Origin of the sequence: Rhizobacter sp., assembly GCF_031412075.1 — a bacterium.
Lineage (GTDB): Bacteria > Pseudomonadota > Gammaproteobacteria > Burkholderiales > Burkholderiaceae_C > Rhizobacter.
This window is the reverse complement of the sequence record NZ_JANOCG010000304.1, coordinates 1-16,255: the sequence shown is the minus strand read 5'-3', so window position 1 is coordinate 16,255 and position 16,255 is coordinate 1. Positions and strand designations below refer to the sequence as shown.

Below are 16,255 nucleotides of genomic sequence, written 5' to 3'. Positions count from 1 at the left end.
GCATGAAAGACGATGACTGGGACGCCGTGATCGACACCAACCTCAAGGCCGTGTTCCGCACCATCCGCGCCGCGACCAAACCGATGATGAAGCAGCGCTACGGCCGCATCATCAATATCACCTCGGTGGTGGGTGCCAGTGGCAACGCTGGCCAGTCCAACTACGCGGCTGCGAAGGCTGGCGTGGCCGGCATGACGCGCTCGTTCGCGCGTGAGCTCGGCAGCCGCGGTGTCACCGTCAATTGCGTGGCACCGGGTTTCATCGAAACCGACATGACCAAGAAGTTGTCGGAGCAGCAGACCAACGCGTTGATGACGCAGATCCCGCTCGGCCGCCTGGGCCAGGCCGCCGACATTGCACATGCCGTGGCATTCCTCGCTTCGCCGCAGGCCGGCTACATCACCGGCACCGAGTTGCACGTCAACGGCGGCATGTTCATGAATTGAGCTTTCCCGTCACTGTTTGATCCGGTTCCCTGTCCCGACCGGCGCGCGCCGGGTGTGTCTTAGAGAAGACACCCTACAAGCCGTAGAATCCCGGGCTGTTTACGTAAACCCTCCTGGAGGAGTCATGAGCGATATCGAAGCACGTGTGAAGAAAATCATTGCCGAACAACTCGGCGTGCCTGAGGCCGATGTGTCCAGCGAAAAGGCCTTCGTGGCCGACCTGGGCGCCGACTCACTTGACACGGTGGAACTGGTCATGGCGCTCGAAGACGAATTCGGCATCGAGATCCCCGACGAAGAAGCCGAGAAGATCACCACTGTTCAGTTGGCGATCGACTACGCACTGAAGCACCAGAAAGCCTGAGGCCGGAGCGATATCCATGACACGTCGCCGCGTCGTCATCACCGGCCTGGGGCTGATCAGCCCCGTGGGCAATTCGGTGGAAGAAGGCTGGGCCAACCTGGTTGCCGGGCGCTCGGGCATTGACACCATCACCAAGTTCGACGCTTCGGCGTTCAGCTGCCAGTTTGCTGGCGAGGTGAAGGGATTCAATGTCGAGGAGTACATGCCGGCCAAGGAAGCGCGCCACATGGACACCTTCATCCACTACGGTGTCGCGGCGTCGATCCAGGCGGTGCGTGATGCGGGCTTGCCCACCGGTGACCAGCTCACCGAAGAGCAGGCCGAGCGCATCGGTTGTCTGGTGGGCTCGGGCATCGGCGGTCTTCCGCTGATCGAAGAGACCCATGGCGAATACGTGTCGCGCGGGCCGCGCCGTATTTCTCCCTTCTTCGTGCCCGCCTCGATCATCAACATGATCTCGGGTCACGTGTCGATCCGTTTTGGCTTCACCGGCCCGAACCTCGCCATCGTCACGGCCTGCACCACAGGCTTGCACTCCATCGGCCAGGCGGCTCGCATCATCGAATACGGCGATGCCGATGTGATGGTGGCCGGCGGTTCCGAGTCGACCATCTCCCCACTAGGGATTGGGGGCTTCACCGCGCCGCGCGCATTGTCGTCACGCAATGACGACCCGAAAACCGCGTCGCGCCCGTGGGACAAAGATCGCGACGGCTTCGTGCTCGGCGAAGGTGCCGGCGTGCTGGTGCTCGAAGAGTATGAATACGCCAAGAAGCGCGGCGCCAAGATCTATGCCGAGCTGAGCGGTTTCGGCATGGGTGCCGACGCCTTCCACATGACGGCGCCCAACGTCGACGGCCCCAAGCGGTCGATTCGAGCGGCTCTGCGCAATGCCGGCATCGACGGCAGTCAGGTGCAGTACCTCAATGCACACGGCACATCGACCCCGCTCGGTGATGTGAACGAAACCAATGCCATCAAGCTGGCTTTTGGCGACCACGCCAAAAAGTTGGTGGTCAATTCGACCAAATCGATGACCGGGCACTTGTTGGGTGGCGCCGGTGGCATCGAGTCGGTGTTCACTGCGCTGGCTGTCCACAAACAGATCTCGCCGCCGACGATCAACATCTTCAACCAGGATCCCGAGTGCGATCTGGACTACTGCGCCAACACCGCGCGGGACATGAAGATCGAGTACGCCGTCAAAAACAACTTCGGCTTCGGCGGCACCAACGGCACGCTGGTTTTCAAGCGCATCTGATCGCGCCGCTGAATCCCCCTTCTCGCGGCACTCATGCACGCGTCTCCCCCGTTCCAGATGATCGTGCGCCACTTTGGCATCTGGCGAGCGGTGGTGACACTGCTGGTGGCGTTGACTGCTGCCGTCGTGACAGCCTGGGCGCTGCAAGCGATGGAGCGGCACGCGGTCTGGGTCGTGATCGCCGCGGCTTTGCTGACGGTGTCGTCAACCATGCTGCTGTCGCATGCTTGGCGCCTGCCGGCGATGACCCTGCGCTGGGACTCTCAACAATGGCAACTGAGGGCTTCCAGCGATTCAGCGCACGAGCCGGTTTGTTCGGGATGCCTGGTGGTGTCGGTCGATTGCGGCGGCTGGATGCTGTTGCATTTCACACCCGACAACGGGACTGTGCTGCAGCGCGGGACATGGTTGCCGGTGCAGCGGCGGGGTCACGAGGCCGACTGGCATGCGTTGCGCTGTACGGTATATTGCGCGCGACCCGTTTCCCTGCCCACCGTGGCGCCGTTCTGAACCCGTCGAATGACCGCCACTGACGCCGACGCCCCGCTGATCGAACGCGTCAAGCATGGAGACGTGAAAGCGTTCGAGATGCTGGTGGTCAAGTACCAGCGCCGCATTGAGCGCCTCATCGGTCGCATGGTGCGAGACGTCGATCTGGTGCCTGACATCGCCCAGGAAACCTTCATCCGCGCCTACCGGGCGATCCCCCAGTTTCGTGGCGACAGCGCGTTCTACACCTGGCTCTATCGCATTGCCGTCAACACGGCCAAAAAGGCCTTGGTGGACCTGAAACGCGATCCGATCGTGACGGAATCCGCACGCGCGGGGCGCGATGATGATGATGAAACTTCCCGCGTTGAAACCGAACTAAGCCACGGCGAGACCCCCGAAGCGATGTTGGCGAGCAAGGAAATTGCGAGCGCCGTGAACGCCGCCATCGAAGCCCTCTCCGAGGATCTGCGCCAAGCGATCACGCTGCGTGAAATTGAAGGCCTCAGCTACGAAGAGATCGCCGAGGCCATGAATTGCCCGATTGGCACGGTTCGGTCGCGAATTTTCCGGGCGCGTGAAGCCATTGCGCAGCGCTTGCGCCCGTTGCTCGATACGCGCGAGGGCGAGCGCTGGTGAGCGCCGCGATGATGTGTTGGAGTGTTGGAGGTTGTGATGTCTCAAGGGTCTGAAAACAAACTGCCCGCGTCGGACGACTTGTCCGCGCTGATGGATGGCGAGCTCCAGGCTTCGGCCGTGGCGCGAGCTTGTGGCCAGTGGCGAGAGAGCCCCGAGGCCCGAACGCAGTGGCACGCCTACCACCTGATCGGCGACGTGATGCGATCCGAAGACCTGAGTGCGGATGCTGACCACGACGCCGCGTTTCTCAGTTCTTTCCGCAAGCGTCTGGCCCAGGAGCCGGTCGTGCTGGCACCCACACCCCCGAAGTTGCCAGTTCAAGTGGTAACGCCGCGCCGCGCGTGGGCGACGCCCGCCGCCGTGGCGGCCGGTTTCGTGGCGGTGGCGGGTGTGTTGCTGGTGTCGCAGATGGCGGGTGGGCCGTCGCAACCCAACGTCAACCTGGCTGCGGGGACGGTTGTCCAGCCGGCGATGGTGGTGAGTGCCACCGAGCCGGGCGACCCGCCCGCCGTCGTGTTGAACGGGCAATTGATACGCGACGCTCGGTTGGACGAATACCTCGCGGCACACAAGAAGTTCGGCGGCAGCTCGGTGCCTGGGGGGCCGTCAGGCTTTCTGCGCAATGCTGCGGCTGATGGCACCTCTCGCTGAACCGCATCGCCACGCTCCCATGCTGTCTCGCCTGCCTGCCTTCGTCTTCGCCTGTGCGGCTGCGGCCTCCATGCATTCGGTTCACGCGCAAAGTGCTCTCACGAGCGGTGACCCGCTGGTTGAAGCACGCGAGACCCGGGCTTGGTTGACGCGCATCCAGGACGCGGCCAACAAGCGCAACTTTGTCGGCACGGTGGTGGTGAGCGCCGGCGGCATGGTCGCCAGCACTCGCATCGCGCACTACTGTGAAGGCCGAGACCAGTTCGAGCGCATCGATTCTCTCGATGGCCAGGTGCGCAACGTGTACCGCCACAACGATCTCGTGCACACCGTGTGGCCGCAACGGCGTGTTGCGGTGGTCGAGCAGCGCGATCAGATGAGTTCCTTCCCTGGCCTGCTGCAAGCCGGCGCGGATCGTGTTCAAGAGTTCTATGACCTCAAGCCGGTGGCGGTGGAGCGGGTGGCCGGGCACGAGGCCAATGTGCTGGTGCTGAAGCCGCGCGACAAGATGCGCTTCGGCCACCGACTCTGGGCCGACAAAGCGACCGGTCTGCTGCTGCGAACCGAAGTATTGGGCGATCGAGGCGAGGTGCTGGAGTCATCTGCCTTTTCTGAAGTTGCCATCGGCATTCGCGCGCAGCCGGAAAGCGTGTTGCAGCCCGTCAAAAAGCTCGATGGCTTCCGCATGGTCAGGCCCGTCTTGGTGCCGACGCGGTTGGACGCCGAGGGGTGGGCGCTGAAAACGTCTGTACCCGGCTTTCAGATGGTCAGTTGCGTCAAACGGCAGTTCGACGGCGCGACGCGTGCGGCCGTGGCGGCGCCGGAGCACGCGCTGCAGACGGTTTATTCCGATGGTCTGACCTACGTCTCCATCTTCATCGAACCCTACAACGCCGAGCGCCACCCGCGCCCGATGCTCACGACCATCGGCGCCACCCACACCATGATGCGCCGTGACGGTGACTGGTGGATCACGGTGATGGGTGACGTGCCGGTGGTCACGCTGCGCCATTTCGCCAATGGGATCGAGCGCAAAAAAAAGTAGCGGTTGCTTCATGCGGCCGCGGGGCCGGGCACCTTGGGTTCATTCGTTGAGGGGTAGGTATGAGTTCCAGTGTTTCCGTCATGACGGCGGCTCGCGGTCGATACACCGGTCTGCAGCTTGCGACCAGTTTTCTGGCAGCGACTGCCATGTTGTTTGCGACGCTGCTGATGCCGCAGACCGGACATGCGCAAGGCCGGGAGCTGCCCGACTTCGCTGACCTGGTCGAGCGTGTGGGGCCGGCAGTCGTGAACATCCGCACCACCGAGCGCACGCCCGATGCCCCGCGCACGCCGTTTCGCCGTCGCGCCCCCACGCTTCAGGGTAGCGACGAGGTACCGCGTGGCGAGGGCTCGGGTTTCATTCTCAGTGCTGACGGCTACGTGATGACCAATGCGCACGTGATCGAAGGTGCCACCGAGGTCTACGTGACGCTCACCGACAAACGGGAGTTCAAGGCCAAGATCGTGGGCGCCGACGAGCGCACCGACGTGGCCTTGGTCAAGATCGAAGCGACCGGCTTGCCGGTGCTGCGTGTGGGCGACGTGAACCGCCTGCGTGTGGGTGAATGGGTGGTGGCGATCGGCTCGCCGTTCGGCCTGGAGAACACCGTGACGGCCGGCATCGTCAGTGCCAAGCAGCGCGAAACGGGGTCGGACATCTCGTTCATCCAGACCGACGTGGCGGTGAACCCTGGCAACTCGGGCGGCCCGCTGATCAACATCCGCGGCGAAGCGGTGGGTATCAATTCGCAGATCCTGAGCCCGGTGGGCAGCTTCGTCGGCATCTCACTGGCCATACCGATCGACGAGGCGATGCGCATTGCCGACCAACTCAAGGCGACTGGCCGCGTGGTGCGGGGTTACCTCGGCATCCAGCCGACCGATGTGCCGCGTGAACTGGCCGAGGAATACGGTCTGAACAAGGGCAAGACCAAAGGTGCGTTCGTTCGCCAGGTGGTCCCGGGTGCGCCGGCGGAGAAGGCGGGCATCCAACCCGGCGACGTGGTGCTTTCGGTCAACGGCAAGGCAGTTGACGGTGCGGTCGATCTGCGGCGCACCTTGGGCGCGTTGAAGCCGGGTTCACCGGTGAATCTGCAGATCAACCGCAGGGGCAAGCTGATGGACTTCAAGCCCAATTTGGCAGAGATGAATCCGCAGGTGGTTGCCAGCAACGAGCGCCCGTCCGAGGCAGAAGGGCGTGCGTCGACATCCGGCAAGGCATGGGGTCTCACGGTTACCAACCTGAGCGAAGCGGAGCGACAGGCGGCACGCGGTGTTTCGGGCGTGCGGGTCACGGCGGTTGCTGCCGGGGCTGAGGCCGTGGGCCTGCGTGCAGGCGATGTCATCCTCGCCGTCGGCACCACCGATGTCATCGATGTGAAGCAGTTTGACGCGGTGATCTCCAAGCTCGACAAGGCACGCCCGTTGCCAGTCACCGTGTTGCGTGGCGAGTGGGCACAGTTTCTTCGCATCCCCGCTGTCAAGTGAAAGCGCGGCCGAGCCTCACTGATGGAAGGGCCGCGAATGGTTGCTGGAAATCAAGAATTCACAAGTTTGTGTGCGCACACATCTTAAATCCGGATTCTGCGTTTCACTGCATACAATTTGGGCTATCGCACAGCCTTTTATCGTCATCTCTGGCAACGAGCATGGCCTATCGAAACTATCCCCAAGCTGCCCACAAGCAATTGTGGATAAATTGTTGATAATTATTGCTGTTGGTGACTCGCAACGACGTGAAATCAAGCACTGGCGCGGTTTCCAGCGGGGGGCTTTTGGCTACAATGAAGGCCCAACAAGCAGTTGCCATACGTTTTGTTGGAAGGCGCGTCAAAAGTTCGACGTGCCTTTTTTTTAGCCCTTTTTCTGTCTCTGCGCGGCACACGCGCGCACTCATCCGACTCGCGATTGAGAGCTTTCACTGCAGCGCTTGCGCCGCTGCCTCTTCAGTGAAGAGCCTCTCGACGAGCATTTAGCAGTTCGCATGGATCACATCCGCAATTTCTCCATCATTGCCCACATCGACCACGGCAAGTCGACCCTGGCCGACCGCCTGATTCAACGCTGTGGCGGCCTGAGCGACCGCGAAATGGAAGCCCAGGTTCTCGACTCGATGGACATCGAGCGCGAGCGCGGCATCACCATCAAGGCACAGACGGCAGCGCTGACCTATGTGGCTCGCAATGGCCAGACCTACCAGTTGAATCTGATCGACACCCCGGGGCACGTTGACTTCTCTTATGAAGTGAGCCGTTCCCTGTCGGCATGCGAGGGGGCGCTATTGGTGGTTGACGCCAGCCAGGGTGTCGAAGCGCAGACCGTCGCCAACTGCTACACCGCGCTCGTCCTGGGTGTCGTAGTGGTGCCGGTTCTCAACAAGATGGATCTGCCCAACGCCGATCCGGCCAACGCAAAGTCCGAGATCGAAGACGTGATCGGCATCGATGCCGAGCATGCCATCCCCTGCAGCGCCAAGACGGGCGAAGGCATCGACGACATTCTGGAGGCGGTGATCACCCGCATGCCTGCTCCCAAGGGCAAACCCAACGCGCCCTTGCGGGCCATGATCATTGACTCCTGGTTTGACAACTACGTCGGCGTCGTGATGCTGGTGCGGGTGGTCGACGGTGAGCTCAAGAAAGGCGAGCGCTTCAAGATGATGGCCTCCGGCGCGGCCTATGCGGCCGAGCAGATGGGCGTGTTCACCCCCAAATCGGTATCGCGCGAAGCTTTGCGCGCTGGTGAAGTGGGCTTCGTGATCGCCGGCATCAAGGAGCTCCAGGCTGCCAAGGTGGGCGACACCATCACCTTGGAAAAGAAGCTGCCCAACAACCTGGGCCCGGCGGAAGAGGCTTTGCCAGGCTTCAAGGAAATCCAGCCGCAGGTGATTGCCGGTCTGTACCCCACCGAGGCCAGCGAATACGACCAGCTGCGTGATGCGCTCGAAAAGCTCAAGCTCAACGACTCCTCGCTGCGCTACGAACCCGAGGTGTCGCAGGCGCTTGGCTTTGGCTTCCGGTGCGGCTTTTTGGGCTTGTTGCACATGGAGATCGTGCAAGAGCGCCTGGAACGCGAGTTCGATCAGGATCTGATCACCACCGCGCCATCGGTCGTCTACCAGGTCGAGCTCAACGACGCGCAAGTGCTGCAGGTCGAGAACCCGTCCAAGATGCCTGATCTCGGTCGCATCAAGGAGATCCGCGAGCCGATCGTGACCGTGCACCTGTACATGCCGCAAGACTATGTCGGCCCGGTGATGACACTGGCCAACCTGAAGCGCGGCAACCAGCTCAACATGGCCTACCACGGCCGCCAGGTGATGCTCACCTACGAGATGCCGCTGGCCGAGATCGTGCTGGACTTCTTCGACAAGCTGAAAAGCGTGTCGCGTGGTTACGCGTCGATGGATTACGAGTTCAAGGAGTACCGCGCCTCCGATGTGGTGAAGGTCGATATCCTGCTCAACGGCGACCGGGTGGACGCCCTCTCGATCATCGTTCACCGCGCGCAGAGCCAGTATCGCGCCCGCGCCGTGGTGGCCAAGATGCGCGAGCTGATTTCGCGCCAGCAGTACGACGTGGCGGTGCAGGCGGCCATCGGCGCCAACATCATTGCGCGTGAGACAATCAAAGCGCTGCGCAAGAACGTGATCGCCAAGTGCTACGGCGGCGATATTTCCCGCAAGCGCAAGCTGCTCGAAAAACAAAAGGCCGGCAAGAAACGCATGAAGCAGATCGGCTCCGTCGAGGTGCCTCAGGAAGCGTTCCTGGCCATCCTCCAAGTGGACGATTGATGGGTTCTTTGACCGGTTTGCTGTATGCGTGCCTCGCGGTGTATCTGGGAGGCTGGTACGTGGGTAAATGGACGGGCAACTTTTCGTTGCTGCTGTTCATCCTGACCTTGGTGACGCTGGCCTACTGGCTGGCCGAGCGTTTCTACTTCGCGCCCGCAAGGTCGCGGGCGGCGAGCACGCTGGAACAGCAAGACGCTGCGCGGCGCGACGAGTTGGCCAAGAAGGGCATCGCCAAGGTCGATGGCGACCTGAGCCAGGCGCGAGAAGCCCTGCTCTTGCAGCCCTGGTGGCTCGACTGGACCGCAGGTCTCTTCCCGGTCATTCTGGTGGTATTCCTGCTGCGCTCGTTCTTGTTCGAGCCGTTCAAGATTCCATCGGGTTCGATGGTGCCCACCTTGCTGATCGGCGACTTGATCCTGGTGAACAAGTACCACTATGGCGTGCGTCTCCCGGTGATCAACAAGAAGATCATTCCGATCAACGACCCGCAGCGCGGCGACGTGATGGTGTTCCGCTACCCCGCCAACCCGAGCATTGACTACATCAAACGTGTGGTCGGCCTGCCCGGCGACGAGGTGGCCTACCTCAACCAGCGCCTCTTTCTCAACGGGAAACTGGTCGACACGCAAGCCTTGCCCGAGTTCTACGACGACGACAGCACTCGGTACTTCAAGCAGTACGGTGAGAAGCTCGGTTCGGCGCAGCACAACATCCTGGTGGATGTGCAACGGCCGTCTTACATTCGCCCGACCGACCCTTTCGCGTTCAAGGAAAACTGCCGCTACAGTGCCGAGGGCGTCACTTGCAAGGTACCCACCGGGCACTATTTCATGATGGGCGACAACCGAGACAACTCCGAAGACTCGCGCTTCTGGGGTTTTGTGCCTGACCAGAACATCGTGGGCAAAGCCTTCTTTGTCTGGATGAATTTCGGTAACCTCCGGCGTATAGGCTCGTTCCGTTGATGAGCCGCCACACTTTCCAGCCCCAACCCATCAAGAGGAGCACGAGGTCATGACCGTTGAACATCGCAAGGCGCGTTCCCAGCGCGGTGTCACGCTGTTCGGGTTGTTGTTCTGGGCCATCGTGATCGGGTTCATGGCGCTGGTAGGGTTGCGGGTTCTTCCGACCATCAACGAGTACTCCACCATCAAGCGCGCAGTCGAGAAGATCGCAGCCAGCGGTGCGACCACGGTCCCCGAAATTCGAAGTGCCTTCGAAAAACAGGTACAGATCGAATACGGTGTGACGTCCATCACCGGCAAAGATCTCGAAATCACCAAGGTCAACGAGAAGGTCGTGATTGCCTTTGCCTACAACAAAGAAATCGAGTTGATGGCGCCGGTGTATCTGCTGATCAAATACCAGGGGCGCTCGAAGTAGGGCCTTGCCCGTATCGAGGCAGATGTTCGTGGACGCACGCCTGACCGCACTGCAACAACGCCTGGGGCATCGCTTTGCCGAACCCGAGTTGCTGAGCCGCGCCGTCACGCACCGCAGCTTCAGCTCCGACCACAACGAGCGGCTTGAGTTTCTAGGCGATGCCGTGCTCAGTCTGGCCATCAGCGCCTTGCTGTTCGAGCGTTTCGGCGGCTCCGACGAAGGTGACCTGACCCGTGTGCGCGCCCACCTGGTGCGCGAAGACACCCTTCACCGTGTGGCGGTCGTGATCGGCCTGCCCGAGGTGGTGCGCCTGAGTGAAGGTGAAGCGCGTGGCGGTGGTGCCCAGCGCCCCTCCATCCTTGCCGACGCGCTTGAAGCCATCATTGGTGCCACCTTCATCGATGGGGGGTTTGATTCCGCCCGCGCGCTGGTCCAGCGCTTGTTCGGTGAGGTCATCGTCAGTACCGACATCGACAGCTGGACCAAAGACGCCAAGACCGAGCTGCAGGAGTGGCTGCAAGCGCGCCGCCTGCCAGTGCCCAGCTACCGCATCACGAGCACCCGCGGCCAGGCCCACGCGCAGACCTTCGAGGTCGAATGTGCAGTGCCTGCCCTCAGCCTGGCCGAAACCGGCGAAGGCCGTTCGCGCCGCGTGGCCGAGCAGGAAGCCGCGCGCCGCATGCTGGTGGCGCTGAAAGCCAGCGACAAGCCAGGCAGCGCCTTGCGCTCGTAACCCCATGACTGAATCTCAAGAGCCCGACGGCTCGACCCCAAGCGCTGCAACGCGCTGCGGCCTCGTTGCCATCGTGGGCCGCCCCAACGTGGGCAAGTCGACGCTGCTCAACGCCCTGGTGGGCCAGAAGGTGAGCATCACCTCGGCCAAGGCGCAGACCACGCGCCACCGCATCACCGGCATCCGCACGGTCGACGACAGCCAATTTGTCTTTGTCGACACGCCCGGTTTCCAGACGAAGCACAGCGCGCCACTCAACCGCAACCTCAACCGCACCGTACAAGGCGTGCTGGGCGATGTGGACGTGGTGCTGTTCGTGGTCGAAGCCGGCCGTTTCGGGCTCGACGACGCCAAGGTGCTGGCCCTGATGCCCTCTGACAAGCCGGTGATCCTGATCGCCAACAAGCTCGACGCCGTGCACCGCCGTGCCGACCTGGTGCCCTGGCTCAAGGGCATGCAAGACCGCCACGCGTTCGCCGAGTTTGTGCCGCTCACGGCCAAAAAAGACGCCGACGTGCAGCGCCTGCTCGACATCGTCAAGCCCTACCTGCCGCATCAGCCGTGGTTCTACGACGAAGACGCGCTCACCGATCGCAGCGACCGTTTTCTGGCCAGTGAGCTGATCCGCGAGAAACTCTTCCGCCTGACTGGCGACGAGCTGCCCTATACCTCGACCGTCGTCATCGACAAGTTCGAAGAAGAAGGCAACCTGCGCCGCATCGCCGCCACCATCATCGTGGAGCGTGATGCGCACAAGGGCATGATCATCGGCAGCGACGGCGAACGTTTGAAGCGCATCGGCTCCGAGGCACGACAAGAGCTCGAGCGACTGATGGACGCCAAGGTCTTCCTGGAGATATGGGTCAAGGTGCGCTCGGGTTGGGCCGACAACGAAGAGCATCTGCGCAGCTACGGCTACGAATAAGACCTCCATGGTGACGCGGGCTCCACGCGCCCCGGCCACGCTGGCGGCCTACGTGCTTCACCGCTACGACTGGAGCGAATCCAGCCTCATCCTCGACCTCTTCACGCGCGACCAGGGTCGCCTGGCGGTTGTCGCCAAGGGCGCCAAACGGCCGTATTCGCAACTGCGCTCGGTGTTGCTGCCGTTCCAGCGCATCCAGGTGTCGCTGGGCCGAGCACCCAAGACCGATGCCGCAGGTGAGCCGACCAGCGAGGTGCAGACCCTGCGCGCCGCCGAATGGGCGGGTGGCGCGGCCATGCTCACCGGTGCGGCCTTGTTCAGCGGCTTCTACCTCAACGAGCTGATGATGAAATTGCTGGCGCGCAGCGATGCACACCCGGCGCTGTTCGACGTTTATGCCGGCACCTTGTCTGGCCTGGGCGCCAACGACGAAGCGGCGTTGCGCGCCTTCGAGGTGGCGCTGCTGAAAGAGATCGGTTTGTTGCCCGACCTGAGCCTGGTCACGCTCACCCAAGAGGCGGTGCGCAGCGAGCGTCGCTACAGCCTGCTGCCCGAAGCTGGCGTGGGCGCACCCCGTGGCGGAGATACCGCATTGGCAGGCGACGTGCTGATCGGTTTGCAAGCCGCGCTTGAGCATGGCAGCCTGGCGGCGTTGCAACAAGCCTGCGCGCAGGCCTTGCCTGAGCTCAAGACCGTCTTGCGCGGTTTGCTTCACTATCATCTCGGCTCGTCTCTCCTGCGCACGCGCCAACTCATGCTCGACGTGCAGGCCCTCGATCGCTGACGTATTCGCAATGCACACGCCATGAACCCCTTGCTCACCACCGGGCTGGACGCCCACCGCGGCCTCACCGCGCTGTCGGTCAACGTGAACCTGGTGGCGCAGATCCGCAACCGTCGCCCGCTCAACTTCCCCAGCGTCACGCGACTCGCCGAGCTGGCGCTGCAGGCCGGGGCGCAGGGCATCACCATTCATCCGCGGCCGGATCAGCGCCACATCCGCACGCATGATGTGTTCGAGCTGTCCGAGCTGATGCAGCAATGGCCGCAGGCCGAGTTCAATGTCGAAGGCAATCCGCTGCACAACCTGATGGAGCTGCTGCGCGAGTTGGCTGCCAAGGGCCAGGCGCCACACCAGTGCACCTTCGTGCCCGACGACGAATCACAACCCACCTCCGATCATGGCTGGCATTTCCCGGAAGACGCTGCGCGCCTGTCGCCGCTGATCACCGAGGCCAAGGCGCTGGGCATTCGTGTCAGCCTGTTCATGGACCCGCTGCCCGATGCGATGAGCGCTGTGCGCGAAGTGGGCGCCGACCGGGTCGAGCTGTACACCGAAAGTTATGCCCGCGCCCACGGCAAGCCCGAGGCTCCTGCCGTGCTTGCAGCCTTCACCGCCACCGCCGCGGCGGCCCTGCGCGAAGGCCTGGGCATCAACGCCGGCCACGACCTGAACCGCGCCAACCTCGCAGATTTCTTACGCGCCGTGCCGGGCGTGCAAGAGGTGTCGATCGGCCACGCGCTGGTTGCAGACGCGCTGGAGTTGGGCATGACAGACACCGTGCGCGCCTACCTGCGTTGCATCCATCAAGCCGCGACGTGATCTGTTGCAACGAAAGACCGACCCCATGACCCCACACGCCCCCGTGGTGCTCGACATCGCTGGCACCTCCCTCAACGCCGACGACCGCCGCCGCTTGGCGCACCCGCTGACCGGAGGCTTGATCTTCTTCACACGCAACTGGGTCAACCGCCAGCAGATCACCGAGATCACGGCCGAGGTCAAGTCCATCCGACCCGACCTGCTGATCACCATCGACCACGAAGGTGGGCGTGTGCAGCGCTTTCGCACCGATGGCTTCACCCACCTGCCGGCCATGCGCCGCCTGGGAGAACTGTGGATGGAAGACGCCATGCGGGCCACCGACGCGGCCAGCGCCTGTGGCTACGTGCTCGGTGCCGAGCTGCGGGCCTGCGGCGTCGACCTCAGCTACACGCCGGTGGTCGATCTCGATCACCGCCGCAGCGAAGTGGTGGGCGACCGCGCCTTCCACCGTGACCCGCGCGTGGCCACCCTGCTCGCTAAGAGCCTGATGCACGGGCTGCTCAGCGCGGGCATGGCCAATTGTGGCAAGCACTTTCCCGCACACGGCTACGCGGTCGCCGATTCGCACGTGGCGCGCGCGGTCGACGACCGTTCGCTGAAGGCCATCCTGGCCGAAGACGCCAAGCCTTACGACTGGCTCACCACCACGCTGACCTGCGTGATGCCGGCCCACGTCACCTTTCCGAAAGTAGACGCGATGCCCGCAGGTTTTTCTGCGCGATGGCTCAAGGACATCTTGCGCGGGCAGCTCGGCTACACCGGCGCCATCTGCTGCGATGACCTCAGCATGGAAGGTGCACGCATCGCCGGCAGCGCGGTCGAGGGCGGCATTGCTGCCCTCAATGCTGGCTGTGACATGGTGCTGCTGTGCAACCAGTCCAAGGTCGATGGCGGCAAACCGGTGGATGCGTTGCTCGACGGTTTGCAGCAGGCGCTGGAGCGCGGAGAGTGGCAGGCCGATCCCGACAGCGAAACGCGCCGGCTCGACCTCTTGCCGCAGACCGCGCCGCTGACCTGGGATGAGCTCATGCACCACCCCGCTTACCAGCGGGCCTTGGAGCGCCTGCCCTGAGTGGTTTCATTCGACCATGAAAAAGGGCGCACCGAGGTGCGCCCTTTTCGTTGGCAAGGCCGGGCTCAGGCCTGGGGCTGAGACCCCTGCGCGTTTTCGAACGGCAGCTTGATCTGCGACAGATCCTTGCGCGTTTCGACCAGCACCAGCGGGCCTTCGTCGACAGCCGTCACCGGCTTGGGTTCACGCGGCACGTGCGCTGGCTTCGGCTCGCGCGCCATCGCCTCTTGCACCGCGCGGATCTTGTCGGCGTCGGAGTTGACCCACTGAAGCCCAGCGGATTCGGCGACCGACTCGAGTTGCGCGGTCGGCAACACGAACGCCTCTTGGCGAGCCGGTGCAGCGACGACCACGGGAGCGGGTGCCGGTGGGACCACGGCCACTGGAGTTGGCGTGGGCGCCGGGGCAGACGCGGGCACGTAGACAGGCGCGGCAGCGACCACCACCGGTTCCGGCTCGGCCACAACAGCCACCTGCTCGATTTCGGTGGTTTCTTCCACCTGTGCCGCAACCACACCGCGCGGCGCCTCCATCGCTGGCCCGGCGGTCAGGTCGCCGGCCTCGGTGCCCTCAGCAGGTGCTGAGCCATCGCCACCCTCTTCACGGCGCTGGCGATCGCGGCCACGGCCACGGCGGCGGCGGCCGTCACGCTCACCACGTTCGCCATTCTCGGCAGAAGGCGCACCTTCGGCGTCGGCCGAAACCGGCTCCACCACGTCGCTCACGGCTTCGGCTGGCAGCGCGGCTGGTTCGTTGTCACCCACAACGGCTGCTTCGTTCGATTCGCCCGGGCGGGTTTCGTCGCGGTCACGCCCACCACGCCCGCCGCGGCGGTTGCGGCGGCGGCCTGTGCGCTCGCCTTGAGCGTCACCGGCCGGAGCCTCAGGTGTTTCACCACCCGGCACCGTGTCGACGAAAGCGCGCACCTCGACGGCCTCGTCACTCACGGCTTCGGTCGGGGCAGCAGGGCGGCGCGGTTCACCGCGCTCGCCACGCTCGGGGCGCGGGCCGCGACGGCCTTCCTGGCGCGGCTCGCCGCGACCTTCGGGCGCGTCAGCGCGGGGTTCTTGACGGCGGCTGCGGTCGTCACCACGGCCGGCAGTTTCTGCCGCGCTGGTGGTTTCTTCCGGCTTGGCATCGGTACGCTCGTTGCGGCGGCCACCTCGGCCACCGTCGCGCCCACCACGCTCACCACCCCGTTCGGCGCGCTCGCCGCCACGGTCATTGCGTTCACCGCGGCCACCACGCCCGTCGCGGCCACCCCGGCCGCCTCGGCCGTTGCGGTCACCACGGCCTTCGCCGCGCTCGGATTTTTCGGTCGACACCGCAGGTTTGGTTGCGGGCGTGCTCATCACGGGCTCAGGCTCGCTGCTTCCAAACAGTTTCTTCACCCAGCCGAAGAAACCACCACCCGACGACGCGGGCGCGGCTGCTACCGGGGCAGCGGCCACAGGGGCGGGAGCCACGACAACCGGCTCCGGCTTGGGCACGGCCACCGGTGCGGGTGTTTCAGGCAGGATGCCCTTGATCACCGGCTCCTGCTTGGCCTTGGCCTTCTCGCGGCGCGTGATGCCGACCTCGTCGTCCGGCTCCTCGATCATCGAGTAGCTCACCTGCAGGTTCTCCAGGCGCGGGTCGTCGTGGCGCAGGCGTTCCAGGCGGTAGTTGGGCGTCTCCAAGTGCTTGTTGGGCACCAGCAGCACGGTGATGCGCTGCTTGAGTTCGATCTTGGTGATCTCGGTGCGCTTCTCGTTCAGCAGGAACGAGGTCACTTCCACCGGCACCTGCACGTGCACGGCGGCGGTGTTTTCCTTCATCGACTCTTCTTGCACCATGCGCAGGATCTGCA

At 63.7% G+C, this 16,255-nt stretch carries 16 protein-coding genes and 1 pseudogene; 16 read left to right on the top strand and 1 reads right to left on the bottom strand.

Going from position 1 to position 16,255, the window contains the following annotated elements:
- From RMO40_RS11140 to nagZ, 16 genes are all read left to right on the top strand, one after another.
- On the top strand, positions 1-446 hold a 446-nt coding region (locus RMO40_RS11140), incomplete at its 5' end, for an SDR family oxidoreductase (RefSeq protein WP_309720656.1).
- A gap of 124 nt (positions 447-570) precedes the next feature.
- Positions 571-810: an acyl carrier protein gene (gene acpP, locus RMO40_RS11135; RefSeq protein WP_047490312.1), complete on the top strand. Its 240-nt coding sequence runs from the start codon at positions 571-573 to the stop codon at positions 808-810.
- Between the two features lie 16 nt (positions 811-826).
- The gene (gene fabF / locus RMO40_RS11130; protein ID WP_309720650.1) at positions 827-2,071 is read left to right on the top strand and encodes a beta-ketoacyl-ACP synthase II; all 1,245 of its coding nucleotides are present in this window, start codon (positions 827-829) and stop codon (positions 2,069-2,071) included.
- A 57-nt stretch (positions 2,072-2,128) separates the two neighbouring features.
- Complete coding sequence (locus tag RMO40_RS11125) at positions 2,129-2,581, top strand: hypothetical protein (RefSeq protein WP_309720646.1); 453 nt, start codon at positions 2,129-2,131, stop codon at positions 2,579-2,581.
- A 9-nt stretch (positions 2,582-2,590) separates the two neighbouring features.
- On the top strand, positions 2,591-3,199 hold the full coding sequence (gene rpoE, locus RMO40_RS11120; RefSeq protein WP_309720643.1) for an RNA polymerase sigma factor RpoE: 609 nt from the start codon (positions 2,591-2,593) through the stop codon (positions 3,197-3,199).
- 36 nt (positions 3,200-3,235) lie between these two features.
- A complete protein-coding gene (locus RMO40_RS11115) occupies positions 3,236-3,850 on the top strand; it encodes an RseA family anti-sigma factor (RefSeq protein ID WP_309720640.1) in 615 nt (204 codons plus the stop codon).
- A 19-nt stretch (positions 3,851-3,869) separates the two neighbouring features.
- Positions 3,870-4,895 carry a MucB/RseB C-terminal domain-containing protein gene (locus tag RMO40_RS11110; RefSeq protein ID WP_309720636.1) on the top strand — a complete coding sequence of 342 codons (1,026 nt, stop codon included), beginning with the start codon at positions 3,870-3,872 and terminating at the stop codon, positions 4,893-4,895.
- Between the two features lie 146 nt (positions 4,896-5,041).
- Positions 5,042-6,382 (top strand): Do family serine endopeptidase, encoded by a 1,341-nt coding sequence (locus tag RMO40_RS11105; RefSeq protein ID WP_309720633.1) that lies wholly within the window; start codon positions 5,042-5,044, stop codon positions 6,380-6,382.
- Between the two features lie 496 nt (positions 6,383-6,878).
- Entirely contained in the window at positions 6,879-8,687 is a 1,809-nt protein-coding gene (gene lepA, locus RMO40_RS11100; protein WP_309720630.1) for a translation elongation factor 4, read from the top strand.
- Positions 8,687-9,652, top strand: a complete 966-nt coding sequence (lepB, locus tag RMO40_RS11095) for a signal peptidase I (protein WP_309720627.1) — start codon at positions 8,687-8,689, stop codon at positions 9,650-9,652. Before lepA ends, lepB begins: the two co-directional genes overlap by 1 nt.
- 49 nt (positions 9,653-9,701) lie before the next feature.
- The gene (locus tag RMO40_RS11090; protein WP_309720624.1) at positions 9,702-10,070 is read left to right on the top strand and encodes a DUF4845 domain-containing protein; all 369 of its coding nucleotides are present in this window, start codon (positions 9,702-9,704) and stop codon (positions 10,068-10,070) included.
- 28 nt (positions 10,071-10,098) lie between these two features.
- Positions 10,099-10,803, top strand: coding sequence for a ribonuclease III (gene rnc, locus RMO40_RS11085; protein WP_309720621.1), 705 nt, complete (start codon positions 10,099-10,101; stop codon positions 10,801-10,803).
- Between the two features lie 4 nt (positions 10,804-10,807).
- Positions 10,808-11,728, top strand: coding sequence for a GTPase Era (era, locus tag RMO40_RS11080; protein WP_309720618.1), 921 nt, complete (start codon positions 10,808-10,810; stop codon positions 11,726-11,728).
- A 7-nt stretch (positions 11,729-11,735) separates the two neighbouring features.
- The gene (recO, locus tag RMO40_RS11075) at positions 11,736-12,512 is read left to right on the top strand and encodes a DNA repair protein RecO (RefSeq protein ID WP_309720615.1); all 777 of its coding nucleotides are present in this window, start codon (positions 11,736-11,738) and stop codon (positions 12,510-12,512) included.
- A gap of 21 nt (positions 12,513-12,533) precedes the next feature.
- The gene (locus RMO40_RS11070; protein ID WP_309720612.1) at positions 12,534-13,331 is read left to right on the top strand and encodes a pyridoxine 5'-phosphate synthase; all 798 of its coding nucleotides are present in this window, start codon (positions 12,534-12,536) and stop codon (positions 13,329-13,331) included.
- 25 nt (positions 13,332-13,356) lie between these two features.
- Entirely contained in the window at positions 13,357-14,406 is a 1,050-nt protein-coding gene (gene nagZ, locus RMO40_RS11065; protein ID WP_309720608.1) for a beta-N-acetylhexosaminidase, read from the top strand.
- A 65-nt stretch (positions 14,407-14,471) separates the two neighbouring features.
- On the opposite strand, the pseudogene RMO40_RS11060 reads toward nagZ, so the two are convergent.
- Positions 14,472-16,255 (bottom strand): annotated as a pseudogene (locus RMO40_RS11060) (Rne/Rng family ribonuclease); the annotation flags it as partial.

Bases quoted from the DNA above. Each gene is read 5' to 3' on its own strand.
- acpP (WP_047490312.1), top strand. From the start codon at position 571: ATGAGCGATATCGAAGCACGTGTGAAGAAAATCATTGCCGAACAACTC.
- fabF (WP_309720650.1), top strand. From the start codon at position 827: ATGACACGTCGCCGCGTCGTCATCACCGGCCTGGGGCTGATCAGCCCC.
- RMO40_RS11125 (WP_309720646.1), top strand. From the start codon at position 2,129: ATGATCGTGCGCCACTTTGGCATCTGGCGAGCGGTGGTGACACTGCTG.
- rpoE (WP_309720643.1), top strand. From the start codon at position 2,591: ATGACCGCCACTGACGCCGACGCCCCGCTGATCGAACGCGTCAAGCAT.
- RMO40_RS11115 (WP_309720640.1), top strand. From the start codon at position 3,236: ATGTCTCAAGGGTCTGAAAACAAACTGCCCGCGTCGGACGACTTGTCC.
- RMO40_RS11110 (WP_309720636.1), top strand. From the start codon at position 3,870: ATGCTGTCTCGCCTGCCTGCCTTCGTCTTCGCCTGTGCGGCTGCGGCC.
- RMO40_RS11105 (WP_309720633.1), top strand. From the start codon at position 5,042: ATGTTGTTTGCGACGCTGCTGATGCCGCAGACCGGACATGCGCAAGGC.
- lepA (WP_309720630.1), top strand. From the start codon at position 6,879: ATGGATCACATCCGCAATTTCTCCATCATTGCCCACATCGACCACGGC.
- lepB (WP_309720627.1), top strand. From the start codon at position 8,687: ATGGGTTCTTTGACCGGTTTGCTGTATGCGTGCCTCGCGGTGTATCTG.
- RMO40_RS11090 (WP_309720624.1), top strand. From the start codon at position 9,702: ATGACCGTTGAACATCGCAAGGCGCGTTCCCAGCGCGGTGTCACGCTG.
- era (WP_309720618.1), top strand. From the start codon at position 10,808: ATGACTGAATCTCAAGAGCCCGACGGCTCGACCCCAAGCGCTGCAACG.
- recO (WP_309720615.1), top strand. From the start codon at position 11,736: ATGGTGACGCGGGCTCCACGCGCCCCGGCCACGCTGGCGGCCTACGTG.
- RMO40_RS11070 (WP_309720612.1), top strand. From the start codon at position 12,534: ATGAACCCCTTGCTCACCACCGGGCTGGACGCCCACCGCGGCCTCACC.
- nagZ (WP_309720608.1), top strand. From the start codon at position 13,357: ATGACCCCACACGCCCCCGTGGTGCTCGACATCGCTGGCACCTCCCTC.